Origin of the sequence: Microcoleus sp. ARI1-B5 (assembly GCF_036705795.1) — a bacterium.
GTDB lineage: Bacteria > Cyanobacteriota > Cyanobacteriia > Cyanobacteriales > Microcoleaceae > Microcoleus.
Genome location: NZ_JAUBVK010000036.1, coordinates 36,476 through 49,868 on the forward strand (window position 1 = coordinate 36,476; position 13,393 = coordinate 49,868).

Here is a 13,393-nt window from a genome sequence, read left to right on the forward strand (position 1 = left end):
GAGATAAGGGTTTGGAGCGCGGGTCTACAGTTGCATTACTTATTGTAACTGGTAGGAGAGTCCCGGAGGCTTGACAATTATTTTTTTTCTTGCTTTTAGAGTCAAGCCATGTTGATTCACATACTCGGGCCGAAGCATTCGCAGTAGCGAATATCGCGGGGATTGTTGGGGATTCCCCATTCTGGGTTTTGACCGCAGGAGACGGCTTAAAAGATCGACTATTTGGTCGATCGAGCTGCTGTCAGACGCTTGAGAACTCGCGATTCGAGCTTTTGACGGAGCTGAATTCTCCGGCGATCGGCATTTGTGAGCGATTATAAGAAAAAGCATGACTGTGAATCAACCTTCTCGCGGCGGCCGATAAATAGACAGGTAGGCGCTCCTGTCGGCAACATAGAGGTTAGTGTAAGAGTGGAGAGTAAGAGGCAAGTGTTGCCCGTCTTCGGCATTCTCACCACTGCTTTCACCTGTTAAATTTATTTTTATCCTCCCGCTGGGCGGTTTTGTCGAACTTTCGGTTCGCTGCATCAGCAAACGCTTTTCAGTCGAGACAGGCAACCTGAGCATTATTGACCCCGCCCAAAAACGGGTACCGTGCCACGTACCATCGTCGTGGAGATCCCAAAATTTTAGACTAAGAGTTCCTACTCCCTGATTCAAAGCTGCGAGTAAATCTAAAATCTCAAATCTAAAATCTCAAATCGACTGACAGAGGCTGTCTTCACTCAGGAATTAACGGACACAAGGACTCATGGCTAAACAACTCAACCTACTTTCCGGGCAAGTAATTTCTACGCCTCTGCACGCCGAGATGCAGCAATCGTACCTCGAATATGCCATGAGTGTGATCGTCGGGCGAGCTTTGCCTGATGTCCGCGACGGTTTAAAACCCGTGCACCGTCGAATTTTGTACGCGATGCACGAACTCGGTTTGACACCAGACCGACCTTACCGCAAGTGCGCCCGGGTAGTTGGGGATGTTTTGGGAAAATATCACCCCCACGGCGACCAATCGGTTTACGACGCTCTGGTGCGCATGGTTCAGGAGTTTTCGAGCCGCTATCCAATGCTTGCGGGTCACGGCAATTTCGGTTCGGTGGACAATGACCCGGCTGCTGCGATGCGCTACACGGAAACTAGGCTGGCACCGATCGCCCACGAAGCCATGCTAACCCAAGTCGGCGACGCAACTGTTGATTTTACTGGTAACTTTGACAATTCCCAGCAGGAACCGATGGCGCTCCCTGCTCAGTTGCCGTTTCTGCTGCTCAACGGCTGTACTGGCATTGCTGTGGGGATGGCTACTAATATCCCGCCCCACAATTTGGGCGAGGTGGTAGACGGTTTAATTGCTTTGATTGAAAACCCGGAACTCTCCGACGAGAAGTTGATCGAACTGATTCCTGGCCCGGATTTCCCGACCGGGGGGGAAATCGTCTCTACAGAGGGCATTGTTGACGCCTACACCAAGGGTCGAGGTAGCATTGCGGTGAGGGGTGTGGCTGGGGTGGAAGAAGTGCCTGGTAATCGCAAGGTGCGCACTAAAACGGCGATCGTGGTGACGGAGTTTCCGTTTCAGGTAAATAAGGCTGCTTGGATTGAAAAGGTGGCGGAGTTGGTGAATGCCGGCCGCCTCGACGGTATTGCTGATTTGCGCGACGAGAGCGATCGCGATGGCATTCGCGTGGTGATTGAACTGAAGCGGGAATTTACCCCAGAAGCAGTTCTGGCTCGTCTTTACCAACAAACTGACCTGCAAACAAATTTTGGCGCGATTTTGCTGGCAATTGTCAACGGTCAACCGCGACAGTTGACGCTGAGACAATTGTTGCAGGAATTTCTGGATTTCCGAGAATTAACTCTTACCCGCCGCTACAATTACGAATTGCAGGCCGCAGAACGCCGCTGTCACATTGTTCAAGGCTTAATGTTGGCTTTGACAAATCTCGATACTGCGATCGACATTCTCAGAAATGCTCCTGACGGTACTACTGCTAAGCAAATTTTCCAAGTTCGCCTCAATTTGAGCGAAAGTCAAGCTGATGCAATTTTGGCGATGCCGATGCGCCGGCTGACTGGTTTGGAAAGACAAAATTTGCAGTCTGAGTTGGATGAGCTGATGGCGAACATTCAAGAATTGCAGCGGTTGTTGAGCGACAGGCGCGAATTTTTGAAGGCTTTGAAGAAGGAATTGCGATCGCTCAAACGCAAGTACGCTGACGGACGGCGCACTAAATTTGCCAATGGAACCGGACGCGCAGCCAACCCCGAACCACAAGTTTCTGGTAAGAAAAATGCTGGTGTGAAGCCGTTGTTACCGGCAACGATTCAGCCTAACTTATTGCCCGTTATAGAGCCTGAGGAAACTATTGTTGAATTTTCGCACAAGCAGTACGTGCGCCGCGTACCGGCTGGGGAACGTCCGCGATCGAAAACTCGCGAAAAATCGGTTTCGGCTCCCGAAAAAAATGAAGATTTTATTGTGACGGCGAACCTGACGAAAACCGATCGCACTTTGGTCATCTTAACTCCTAACGGCAAAGCTTACCCGCTGAAAGTTGCCGATATTCCTAGCAGCAGCCAAAAAGATCGGGGAACCCCGATTGTCAGCTTGTTGTCGCCCAGCGCTACTAAAGAAAGTGCCGGTCGTGCTTTTTCGGAAATCACAGTTGCACATTTTATTTTGCCGGAAAATTCGGAGGCTGCAGATTTAGTAACTCTGACTCAACAAGGGAAAATTAAGCGCTTGCCGATGCAGGAATTTGCTGATTTGACTAATCGCGGCGTGACTGTTGTTAAACTCAAGGAGGACGATCGGCTGCGCAGCGCCAGTCTGGGCCAAGTTGGCGATCAAGTGGCCGTCGCAACTTCGGGAGGCCGAGTCCTCCGGTTTGATGTCGATGACGAACAACTGCCGCCAATGGGCCGCAGCGCCCAGGGTTCTCAAGTCACCAGGTTGCGGAAGCAGGAACAGTTGGTGGGTTGTATTACGATCGACCCCGAGGACAGTCTGGTGCTAATTTCGGAGTTGGGTTGGGCTAAGCGAATGCCTGCGGGTTCTGTCAGGCTGACTAACCGCGGCGAAATTGGCACTCAAGCTTTTCGCTTCGCAGAGCCTAAAGATGCTTTGGTTGGCTTGCTGCGGGCTGTTCCGGGTACGGATGTTAAACTTTTTACTACTTCTGGCCGCTTGCTGCGATCTCCGGCTGATGCTATAGCTTTTTGGGGGAAGGATGCTCCGGGCGATCGAGTTTTTGACCTCAATCCGGGTGAAAGAATTATCAAGGTTATCAGCAGTCAATAGTCATTGGTCATTGGTAATGGGGAATTGGTAATAGGAAATAAGCCTTGTTCTCAGGATCGGCCTGGGAATACATAGCCGGAGGAAAAGCCTCCAATTCCCCAATTTCCCAATTCTCCAATTCCCCCAATCTAAAATCTAAAATCTAAAATCTAAAATCGTCTGATGGCGCAAGTTGTATTAGAAAATATCTACAAAAGCTTTCCCCTGGGCCAAGGAGAACAGGAAAAAGCAGCAAACAGCGTCGCAGAAAGTGTCTCGCCAGAGGCCTCTGGCTCAACTTCTAACACTGTTTTGCGGCGGATTAACCTGACCGTCCAAGACGGGGAATTCATGGTGTTGGTGGGGCCTTCAGGCTGCGGAAAAAGCACTTTGCTGCGATCGATCGCCGGTTTGGAAGTTTTGACAGCGGGCAATATCTGGGTTGGCGATCGGCTAGTTAACGATTTGCCTCCAAAAGACCGAGATATCGCTATGGTATTTCAAAATTATGCTCTCTATCCTCACTTAACTGTTTACGATAATCTAGCCTTTGGATTGCGCCGCTCACTGAAGGAAGAAGGAAGTTCGGCAACGGATGGGGTAACGGATTTAACGGATAGAAAGAAGAAAGAAGGAAGAAGGGACAAGGAAAAAGCTAGAAGGGAGCAGCTAGAAGTTAGGGGGGATTCTGGAGAAGAGAAAGACCAAGAAAAAAGAAGCAGGGAGAAGGCAGAAAGAATTAGAAATCAGGTAAAAGAGGTTATTAATTATTTAGCTTCTAATACTGTAAACAACGAGCGAATATATACTTTAGTGGAAGATTTTTTAGTAGGAGCAACTCGCAAGTTTCCTCCGGGTTTGCGCTATTTGTCTGCACGGGAAAAGGCGGTAGGAGAACGAGTCCTGAAGGTAGCTCAATTGTTGCAAATAGAACCTCTTTTAAATCGCTTGCCGAAACAACTTTCGGGAGGGCAAAAGCAGCGGGTAGCTTTGGGTAGGGCGATGGCTCGCAATCCTCAGGTGTTTTTGATGGACGAACCGCTATCGAATCTTGATGCGAAATTGAGGGCCCAAACGAGATCGCAAATTGTGCAGTTGCAGCGGCAGTTGGGAACTACTACTATTTATGTGACTCACGACCAAACTGAGGCGATGACTATGGGCGATCGCATTGCGATTATGAATGCAGGTCAGCTTCAGCAAGTCGCTAAGCCTCTAGAGCTTTACAACAAGCCGGCTAATCTGTTTGTGGCTGAGTTTATCGGTTCTGGGCCGATGAATTTTTTGCAGGTGCAGTTTACCGCCCCGCTGTTGATTTCTCACCCGCAGTTTCGCTTTACTTTGCCCGATATTTGGGCGAAAAATTTACAGCAATATGACGGGCGAGGGCTGATTTTGGGCATCCGGCCGGAACATCTGAGCATTCACCCTCCTGCTACCAAAAATCTGTCGGTACAAGTGGAAATTGTGGAGGCTTTGGGACACGAAACTTATTTGCGGGTGTGTTTGACTGATGCTCCGGCCGTGCGGATGCAGGTGCGGGTTCCTCCTGAGCGATCGGTCCGAGTTGGCGAAAAGCTGTGGCTGGCGATCGCCCATGACAAAATTCACTTGTTTGACCCGGATACCGAATTGGCTATTTTTCCTCGTTAGGGAACAGGAGAAAGGTCGATCGCGGTCACGGAGAGCAAAAATCACAAACTTGCACTTTGTTCAAGCCATTGTTATATTAATTTACACAACCCTGACAAAAGTTAACGAAGGGAGTTCATACTATGCAAGAACCAAAACGCAACGCTTGGAAGTGGGGCTTCACCGAAGGAGCTGAAAATTGGAACGGTCGTTTGGCGATGATTGGCTTCTCTGCTGCTGTCATGATTGAATTGGTTTCGGGTCAAGGCCTGCTTCACTTCTGGGGCTTGCTCTAATTTTCTAGAACCGTGGATGCACTCAAGATCTAGAAACCCGGCTGATGATTAGCCGATCGATGCAGTAAGATTTTTCTTAAAAACCGGGTTGATGAGGGTAAATCCTATAGTCCTGGACGCAACTGTCACAATAGTTAAAGATTTTTTTTAGGTATCTTGTTGCGTCCAGGACTGTTGCAGTAAAGTAGATTACTTTTTGTAAATTTCCGGTAATTTCTTGAAAATGCGTTATCCTAATTGCCATGGGAGCGAAGAGCAAGCAGCTAAACATAATCTGACTTGCAAGCTCAATCAAGTGCTGAAGCGTCAAGCAGCTAAATAGCTGTGTTGTAGTAAGCATGACAGAAAAGCACATATTTGTAAGTTGTTTTTCGTCTAACCATAATTTAGGTTGTGGTTCAAAGAGCGCTTTCGATATTTTATTGGAAGCTTTGAGAGATACCTCTTTGACTAGGAGTTTCAATAATTCCAAGTCTTACTATACTTAGTAATCTCGGATTGTCCGGGATTTACCAGGTTAAATGTATCTGTCCTATTTCTAGTTAAGATTTTTTAGACACTGCAAAGCTTGGGAGTTCCTTTGGGGACTCCCAAAATTTTGCCCGGGCGCTTTTAGCAGCGCAATTTTTGCAGGGGGATTGGCCCGCTGCAAATAGCGACTTGCTCGCCCTGCAGTTAGCAGCACAAAATTTAACAGCGATCGCTCACAACTGCGGTGGGGGGTTTCTCCCCAAAAGAGTGCGAATCACTCTTTTGGGTGATGCGAGACAAATACTCTAGCGGATATATTCTTTTAAGATGCTGTTGCGGTTGGGATGGCGCAACTTCCGCAGGGCTTTAGCTTCAATTTGGCGAATCCTCTCGCGAGTGACGTTAAAGATTTGACCAATTTCCTCCAAGGTCTTCATCCGTCCGTCATCTAAGCCGTAACGCAGCCTCAGTACATCCCGTTCTCGGGGGCTGAGAGTATCCAAAACGCTTTCCAAGTCTTCCCTCAGCAAGTTCTTCGAGACTTGATCTTCTGGCGTTTCCCCGTCAGATTCAATAAAGTCTCCCAGACGCGAATCTTCCTCTTTGCCGATCGGAGTTTCTAAAGAAATAGGCAACTGTGCGGATTTAGCGATGAACCGCAATTTCTCGATCGTCATCTCCATCTTAGTGGCGATTTCTTCTTCCGTAGGCTTGCGGCCCATTTCCTGAGAAAGCAGTTTCGTAGTTTTCTTAATCCGCGAGATGGTTTCGTAAAGGTGAACCGGTAGGCGGATAGTCCGGGATTGGTCGGCGATTGCCCTGGTGATGGCTTGACGTATCCACCAAGTTGCGTAGGTAGAAAACTTGTAGCCTTTTTCGTGGTCGAATTTTTCAGCGGCCCGGATCAGACCCAAAGAGCCTTCTTGAATCAAATCTTGGAAAGACAAACCGCGATTCATGTACTTTTTGGCGATCGACACCACCAAACGCAGGTTTGATTGCACCATCTTCTCCTTGGCGCGCCTGCCGACGTGGAGTCGGTGACGGAATGCAGGTAGTGCCATCTCTACAGCAGTAGCCCATTCGTTGTCTTTGGGTTCGCGGTCTAACTCTTCGAGAAGTTGTTCTCGAACTCGCTCTAATTCCAGCAAATCTGCAATCTTGCGGGCGAGTTCAATCTCTTCGTCAGCTCGCAACAGTCGAATCCGACCGATTTCTTGCAGGTAAAGACGAATAGAGTCTTCAGTATAATGCTTTTTCTTTGCCTGAGCCCGACGGCGGGCTTTCGCGCCTTTGCCAGCTTTAGTGTCGTCCTCCTCAGATTGAGAGTCTAGAAAATCTTCTCGATCGTCTTCTTCGTCGATAAAGAGTTCCAACTCGCTTTCGGGTAGAACGCTTTCGGCGTTCCTAAGCAACTCGATTGTTTCCATTGTGGGTTTGATTTTGGTTTCGAGTACGGTGTTAGCCTGGATCATGCCGCCTTCCTCATGCTCCTGAATTAAAGAATAAATAACCGTGGAATAGTGTCTGTTTGTAGTTTAGACAAGTTAGCCAGTATTGACATGGACGCAGGAAGAAATAGTGGGATTTTCGGTCTGCTAAGTGAAGCAGTGACCGAACTGCACCAGTTTGATGAGTCAAAGTTCGAGTTCTGGGAAAGAAGTAGCCAGCGCATTCAATCGATCGCACACTTTAACGTCGCAACCTCGGATTGAGCGTGCGGTTTTTTCTTTGACCGCTAGTTATCGCAGCATCTGCGATACCTTGGCCAGAGCGGCGAACCCTGAGATGCGATCGATCGCACCTCAAAAAATACTGGCTTTTTTACTCGCTACTTCGACCTTTTACCCCTAGAATTTTGTCGGCACGGAGCCCTCTAACTTTTGTGTTCGAGGTGTCCAACTTTTGATTTGCTTGCTGCTTTCACGATGTTGTCATACATCACAGTTGCACGGCAAATTTTCGCCACCGAGTATGCGGGTCTGCTGCCTAAAATGCAACAGCAGAGGGTCGAAGCACCAAACAGTGAGAATCGGATCTTGCAAAGACCCTTCCGATTGTAGCCTTTCTCACAAAAAATGGAAGTTGTTTTCCGTTTTTTGTCAAGAACTAGGAAAACTCTGTCAGGTTAGCTTGACAATACGGACTCATGTCGGGCCCTGCTAAATCCTGAGAATGGCCCGCAAAAACTTTATTGCCGATCGAACGGCGCTGTTTTGTGTGCATATCTGGGTGAACGGCTGCGGCGTAGTCTGCCAGACAGTTAGCAGGCAATTTTTGACTTGCCCGAATTGGGACTAATACAATCCGTGTAGATGCACCCATTTTTACCCTGTTTCCCTGAATTGAATCATACGCAATCTGCGATTGAATAAAGCTTGCGAGCTTTAGTTGTAAGCCGGCAACTCTCTGGTGAGAGACCGACGATGACCCCAAATGAAGCGTTGCGGGTTTAGTAGTGCAACAGGGGCTTTCATTGTTAAGTTAGCTCAAATCTCAGAAATTGGGTTTAATTTTGACGTTAAATCACATTAAGTTCTTAACGTCACATTCTCATTTAAGCAGTTCTAAACGAGTTTGTCTCGTCAGCGGCAAAAACCACCAGGATAAATTTTACTCAGAGTTAACCCGCCGCGCAACTGGCGGCTGCAAACTGCTCTAAAATTTGTGGGCTTTCGGCTCGCACTGGCGCGATCGCACCATATCAGAAGCCACACAATTCGCCATCTCCCGGAAGCACTAACTTTACGCTTGCTTTAAATATATCGTCACAGTGTGAAGATTCGATCGAGCCCTTCAATCAATTTTAGGTACAATTGCCGAATTGTCTTGAATCCGAGCGATCGCACGGTACTGTTGCCTCATCATTAGCTGAAGGATTTTGAAAGGTACGGCGGTGGCGCGATCGATCTGATTTATGTTACGTTTTTTTACAGCGTGTTCTGCCAACGCTTGACCTCTAAATAATCGTAGCTTGCGGGGCGGAACGCCATCGCACTCCTAGCTCAGCAATGATCGGATTAAAATTTGTCTATAAATTTTATTATACCTGCTGACTATCGATACTTTCTAATAAACCTCGATAAAAGACTTGGAAGCTTTTAGAGCGATTTAATTCAGGATTCATATATTTAGAAATTTCGCTAGAGGCTTTATATTTTTCTAATCCTCCCGGATGATATCCAGCTTTTCGCAGGACTCTTTCCAAAGCCTCCCATGTGCCTCCTTTGATAGCATCTGGATCGCGATAGGGTTGTTGAGTAGCTAAACTGGCAGAGACTTTAGGATAAGCTTGGCGAATTGCTTCAACATCGCCGAAAAACCACGCTTCTAATTCTTCAACTACAATCCGATTTAAGACTTGGAATGATTTATCTTTTTGAGAGGAAGATTTAGTAATTAATCCTGATGATATTGCCATTATTTCTAGTTGTTGTTTTAATTTGAGACAATCTTCTCGATCTTCATCTATTAAAATAACAATTTTCCAATCAGGCGGAAGCCATGCTTGATAACCTTTCAAACGGTTAGGCAATTTAGCCAGTAAATCTGTTTTTCCTCGAAAAGCATGAATTTTAGAGGTAACAGCCGATGGCAAAATTTTGGGCAAAAGCTGGCTCAAAGCTGATTCTAGGGATGCTTCTTCCACTAAAAACTCAAGATGCAAAATGCTCACCTACTCTTAATTTTCAAGTTAAAATCATTGCGGTACACCCGCATTTTTGAGGGGATTTCCCACATCAAAGAAATCTTCCATCCACAGCGAACCGAGCAATGAACCGTTTTCTATAAATTGTTTAATTCCCTGCATATCTGCGGTTCTTTTGGCTTGAGTAAAACCTTTTTCATCTCTATATAATACCCATAATTCCTCGGGTTTTAAACGATCTACAAAAAAGGGAGAATGGGTTGTTATCATTAATTGAGTATTAGCAGAAGCGGAACGACATTCTTCTGCAAGCTGAGGTAATAATTGCGGATGCAAATGATTTTCGGGTTCTTCTATTCCCACTAATTGCGGGGGATTTGGATCGAATAAAACTGTCAAATAAGCTAAGAGTTTTAACGTACCATCGGAGGCATATTTTGCCAAAATGGGATGAGAAAAAGGAGCATCTTTAATTTCCAACAAAAGTCTGCCATCCTGCATGACAAGAGCCTCGACTTTTTCGAGGCGTGGAATACGAGCAGAAAGGGTTTTTAGTATTTCTTCTAACCGTTGGGGATGTTGTTCTTTTAGGTATTGAATAACATTAGGTAAATTGTCACCAGTGGGGGACAATCTTTCCTGTGCACCTGCTTCGGGAAGGCTGCGGGTATTATCTGCGGTTAAATAGGATAAATACCAACCTGTAATAAAGCGTCTTAATGCGCTGACGCGAGGATGTTTGGCAAATTGTCCTAATGTATTTACGGCTAATAATTCAGGTGATGCCAGTTGTTCGGTAATCCTTTCGCCTTCTTCATCAGGACTTTCGCCACTAATGACTTGTCCTTCGCCTTTCTTGAAGTCTAAAAACCGAAAAGGTTTACCTTGGCTGGCTCGCCTCCACTGTAACGATTCTTCAGCGATGAAAGGTCGATTATTTTCTTCATCTATGGCGAGATGATAGGTAATTAACGGCGATTTGTATGTCTCTCGATATTTTAATTCAATAATGATGCAGCCTGTACTATCTCGGGTGCGTAATTCTCGAAATCTGCCCCTTCTATCCCATGCTTTTCGGAGGCTTTCATTGAAACATTCAGACAGGAAAGCAAAAACATCAAAAATAGTTGATTTACCGCTACCATTAGGCCCTAATAAGACAGTTAAGGGGGTTATTTTTTTGAGTTCTAGATTATGTAAAGCTCGGTAATTTTGGACTTTAAGATACTCTATACGGGGAATATTTTTCATAATTTCACCTCCTTAACTATACTTGGTGTTTCTTGGATAAGTAGGTCGTTTTCATTAAACCTAAAACGCTTTTTCGTTAGATTCCCGACTTCTCAAAGAAGTCCGGAATCTGGGTGTTGGGTTTTTTGAGGTTGTGCTACAGAAAAATGATTACTGATTCCGCAGCCGAGGGTTGACAAATTCGTTTAATCCTTCTCCCACCAAAGACAGTCCGACTACCATTAAAGTCATGGCTAAACCGGGAAACAAAGCTGTCCACCAAATGCCGGTAGGTAGCGCATCTAAAGCTAAACGCAAGTCGTGTCCCCATTCCGGAGTTTCTTCGGGAAGTCCCAAACCGAGAAATCCTAAACCTCCTAATGTTAAAATTGCGTCAGCGGCGTTGAGTGCGAACAGCACCGGTACGCTCCCAATGACGTTCAAAAATAGGTAGCGCGACAGCACTGTCCAAGTGTCTGCACCCATGGCGCGGGCGGCTTCGACAAATAATTCGGTTTTGACGCTGGCGGTGTGATTCCTGACGACGCGGTAGTATTGAGGGATGTAGGAAATGCTCAGGGCGATCGCAGCATTCAATACTCCTTTTCCCACGACAAATGCTAGCGTCAAAGACAGCAGCAACCCCGGCAACGTATAAATTGTATCCATTAAAAATAACAGCACCCGATCGAGCTTTCCGCCCAAATAACCGCTAACCAAACCCAGCGGCACGCCGATAAACAAACTCAAAGCTGTGGCTAAAATCACGACTTGCCAAGCCGCCCGCGAAGCAAACAGCGTCCGGGAAAACACATCGTAGCCGCTGCGGCTGGTACCGAACCAATAATTCGCCGACGGCGGTTCGTGAATCGGATTAATCAAAGCATCGGTAGGATTTTGCAGCCATCCCCAAGCTTGCATCGCTGGAGACAATGCGGCTACCAATACAAACACGGCAGTGATTGCCAAACCCGCCCACATCATTTTCATTGACAGGCTTGAGGGTGAGGCAATGTTGAGAAATCGCGGTAGTCGGAGGCGGCTTTGAGCCATAACTGATAATTGGTGCGTCAGATTTGTTTTCATCAGCATATCAATATTTACCGAAAACCATAAGAAGACTTTTTAACCGCAGATGAACGCAGATACACGCAGGTAAAATTACATCAGCGTTCATCCGCGTTCATCCGCTGATATCTGCGGTTAAAAAGTCTTCGCTAATTTGCCTTCTTACAAATTGCTGGCAATTAACTCCCGGTACTGACTTTTCGGCTTAACTCCCTTGAGCTCAGTCACCAAAGCTTTGTCTTTGAAATACTGAATCGTCGGCGTACCAATCACGCCAGCATTTTCAGCAATTTCCGGGTCTTCTTCGATGTCAATTTCCACATAGTGAATTTTGCCCTCGAACTCATCTACTACTTTGCTCAAAATCGGTTTGAGACTGTGGCAAGGGCCGCAACTCGGAGCCGAGTATTTGACCACAATCAGCCGATCGCTATCGTGGAACAACTTCCGCAAAGCATAACCTCCTTCGTGGCGCGTGTCGTTGATATCAAAATTCTCGCTGGTTTTGCGGACTTTGGGAGCTTCCGGCGCGGAGGCGGGTGACTCGGATTCCTCAGTTTGACGGAATTCCTGCGTTAAACCGTTAACTGAGAGCCAGCGCTCAGCCAGCATCGCCCCCATGCAGCCACTACCTGCTGCGGTGATGGCTTGGCGAAACTCGTGGTCTTGCACGTCGCCGACAGCGTAAACTCCCTCGACGCTGGTTTCTACTGAACCGTGTTTGGTAGAGATATAGCCTACTTCGTCGAGTTCTAGCTGACCTTGGAAAAGTTGAGTGTTGGGAGTGTGACCGATCGCGTAAAACAAACCTTTCACCAGCAAATCGCTCTCGGCGCCGGTCTCGATGTTTCTAAGTCTCACCCCGTCCATTTTCCCTCCGGGCTCTCCCAAAATATCGAGTGCTTCGGTGTTCCAGTGCACGGTAATTTTGGGATTGCTCAGCACTCGGTCTTGCATGGCTTTGCTGGCGCGCATCCGATCGCGCCGCACCAGCATATGTACGTGAGAGCCGTATTTTGTCAAATAAATAGATTCTTCTGCTGCGGTGTCGCCCGCGCCGATCACAGCTAAATCTACTCCTTTAAAAATTGGGGTGGCGCCGTCGCAAATCGCACAAGCGGAAATGCCGTGACTCCAAAATACGTGTTCGCTAGGCAGTCCCAGTCGTTTCGCTGTCGCGCCTGTAGCGATTACTATGGTGTGGGTTTTGATTTCTCTGTCTTCCGATCGCACTGTAAACGGACGCTTTGTTAAATCAACATAAGTTACATCTTCCGTGTATAACTCCGCACCCCAGCGCACTGCTTGAGCTTTCATCCGATCCATCAGTTGCGGCCCGGTAATGCCTTCGGGAAAGCCGGGGAAGTTTTCTACTTCTGTGGTGGTCATCAGTTGACCGCCGGGAATGCCTCCGGTTTGGTAGCCTTCAAAGACTACGGGTTTCAGGTTTGCTCTCCCGGCGTAGATCGCGGCGGTGTAGCCTGCTGGGCCTGAGCCGATAATTACTAGGTTTTCTACGGTTTCGTTGGTCATAGCTATTTAGTTGAACTCATAACGACTTCGTTTAACTTAATTGTAGCAGATTTAAAGCTTGAGGCTATACCATTTTAGATTTGAGATTTTAGATTTTAGACTGGAAACGACTGATTTTGTATGGGTTTGCAGCTTGCTTACAGTTGCATTCTTTTTTTCACTTAGGTTGATGCGATGGCGCGATCGATCGTACTTACTATTTTTGAGGGGAAAAGGGCGATCGGGACAACT

Annotated in this window: 12 protein-coding genes; 4 read left to right on the forward strand and 8 right to left on the reverse strand. The window is 47.0% G+C overall.

The window, feature by feature from the left end; all coding sequences use genetic code 11:
• Nucleotides 1–339 precede the first annotated feature (339 nt).
• On the reverse strand, nt 340–567 hold the full coding sequence (locus QUB63_RS30590; RefSeq protein ID WP_332949133.1) for a hypothetical protein: 228 nt from the start codon (nt 565–567) through the stop codon (nt 340–342).
• A gap of 184 nt (nt 568–751) precedes the next feature.
• Here QUB63_RS30590 and QUB63_RS30595 point away from each other — a divergent pair, with 184 nt between their 5' ends.
• From QUB63_RS30595 to QUB63_RS30605, 3 genes are all read left to right on the forward strand, one after another.
• Entirely contained in the window at nt 752–3,304 is a 2,553-nt protein-coding gene (locus tag QUB63_RS30595; RefSeq protein ID WP_332949134.1) for a DNA gyrase/topoisomerase IV subunit A, read from the forward strand.
• Nucleotides 3,305–3,634: 330 nt separating this feature from the next.
• Nucleotides 3,635–4,936 carry an ABC transporter ATP-binding protein gene (locus QUB63_RS30600; protein ID WP_442921767.1) on the forward strand — a complete coding sequence of 434 codons (1,302 nt, stop codon included), beginning with the start codon at nt 3,635–3,637 and terminating at the stop codon, nt 4,934–4,936.
• 122 nt (nt 4,937–5,058) lie between these two features.
• Complete coding sequence (locus tag QUB63_RS30605; protein WP_332949136.1) at nt 5,059–5,211, forward strand: chlorophyll A-B binding protein; 153 nt, start codon at nt 5,059–5,061, stop codon at nt 5,209–5,211.
• Nucleotides 5,212–5,987: 776 nt separating this feature from the next.
• Here the strand turns inward: QUB63_RS30605 and rpoD are convergent.
• Nucleotides 5,988–7,157: an RNA polymerase sigma factor RpoD gene (rpoD, locus tag QUB63_RS30610; protein ID WP_332949137.1), complete on the reverse strand. Its 1,170-nt coding sequence runs from the start codon at nt 7,155–7,157 to the stop codon at nt 5,988–5,990.
• 157 nt (nt 7,158–7,314) lie between these two features.
• Here rpoD and QUB63_RS30615 point away from each other — a divergent pair, with 157 nt between their 5' ends.
• Nucleotides 7,315–7,536 carry a hypothetical protein gene (locus QUB63_RS30615; protein ID WP_332949138.1) on the forward strand — a complete coding sequence of 74 codons (222 nt, stop codon included), beginning with the start codon at nt 7,315–7,317 and terminating at the stop codon, nt 7,534–7,536.
• A 255-nt stretch (nt 7,537–7,791) separates the two neighbouring features.
• Here QUB63_RS30615 and QUB63_RS30620 read toward each other — a convergent pair whose 3' ends face one another.
• The 6 genes from QUB63_RS30620 to trxB all read right to left on the reverse strand — a co-directional run bounded on the left by QUB63_RS30620 (nt 7,792) and on the right by trxB (nt 13,162).
• Nucleotides 7,792–8,007, reverse strand: coding sequence for a hypothetical protein (locus QUB63_RS30620; RefSeq protein WP_332949139.1), 216 nt, complete (start codon nt 8,005–8,007; stop codon nt 7,792–7,794).
• A 471-nt stretch (nt 8,008–8,478) separates the two neighbouring features.
• The gene (locus QUB63_RS30625; protein ID WP_332949140.1) at nt 8,479–8,631 is read right to left on the reverse strand and encodes a hypothetical protein; all 153 of its coding nucleotides are present in this window, start codon (nt 8,629–8,631) and stop codon (nt 8,479–8,481) included.
• Nucleotides 8,632–8,725: 94 nt separating this feature from the next.
• Complete coding sequence (locus QUB63_RS30630) at nt 8,726–9,358, reverse strand: DUF4276 family protein (protein WP_332949141.1); 633 nt, start codon at nt 9,356–9,358, stop codon at nt 8,726–8,728.
• Nucleotides 9,359–9,382: 24 nt separating this feature from the next.
• The gene (locus tag QUB63_RS30635) at nt 9,383–10,582 is read right to left on the reverse strand and encodes an AAA family ATPase (protein WP_332949142.1); all 1,200 of its coding nucleotides are present in this window, start codon (nt 10,580–10,582) and stop codon (nt 9,383–9,385) included.
• A 150-nt stretch (nt 10,583–10,732) separates the two neighbouring features.
• The gene (locus tag QUB63_RS30640; protein WP_332949159.1) at nt 10,733–11,614 is read right to left on the reverse strand and encodes an ABC transporter permease; all 882 of its coding nucleotides are present in this window, start codon (nt 11,612–11,614) and stop codon (nt 10,733–10,735) included.
• A 177-nt stretch (nt 11,615–11,791) separates the two neighbouring features.
• On the reverse strand, nt 11,792–13,162 hold the full coding sequence (trxB, locus tag QUB63_RS30645) for a thioredoxin-disulfide reductase (protein ID WP_332949143.1): 1,371 nt from the start codon (nt 13,160–13,162) through the stop codon (nt 11,792–11,794).
• Nucleotides 13,163–13,393: the final 231 nt, after the last annotated feature.

Excerpts from the sequence above, each read along its gene's own strand:
- QUB63_RS30590 (WP_332949133.1), bottom strand. The coding sequence starts at position 567 with ATGCTCAGGTTGCCTGTCTCGACTGAAAAGCGTTTGCTGATGCAGCGA.
- QUB63_RS30595 (WP_332949134.1), top strand. The coding sequence starts at position 752 with ATGGCTAAACAACTCAACCTACTTTCCGGGCAAGTAATTTCTACGCCT.
- QUB63_RS30600 (WP_442921767.1), top strand. The coding sequence starts at position 3,635 with ATGGTGTTGGTGGGGCCTTCAGGCTGCGGAAAAAGCACTTTGCTGCGA.
- QUB63_RS30605 (WP_332949136.1), top strand. The coding sequence starts at position 5,059 with ATGCAAGAACCAAAACGCAACGCTTGGAAGTGGGGCTTCACCGAAGGA.
- rpoD (WP_332949137.1), bottom strand. The coding sequence starts at position 7,157 with ATGATCCAGGCTAACACCGTACTCGAAACCAAAATCAAACCCACAATG.
- QUB63_RS30615 (WP_332949138.1), top strand. The coding sequence starts at position 7,315 with ATGAGTCAAAGTTCGAGTTCTGGGAAAGAAGTAGCCAGCGCATTCAAT.
- QUB63_RS30620 (WP_332949139.1), bottom strand. The coding sequence starts at position 8,007 with ATGGGTGCATCTACACGGATTGTATTAGTCCCAATTCGGGCAAGTCAA.
- QUB63_RS30635 (WP_332949142.1), bottom strand. The coding sequence starts at position 10,582 with ATGAAAAATATTCCCCGTATAGAGTATCTTAAAGTCCAAAATTACCGA.
- QUB63_RS30640 (WP_332949159.1), bottom strand. The coding sequence starts at position 11,614 with ATGGCTCAAAGCCGCCTCCGACTACCGCGATTTCTCAACATTGCCTCA.
- trxB (WP_332949143.1), bottom strand. The coding sequence starts at position 13,162 with ATGACCAACGAAACCGTAGAAAACCTAGTAATTATCGGCTCAGGCCCA.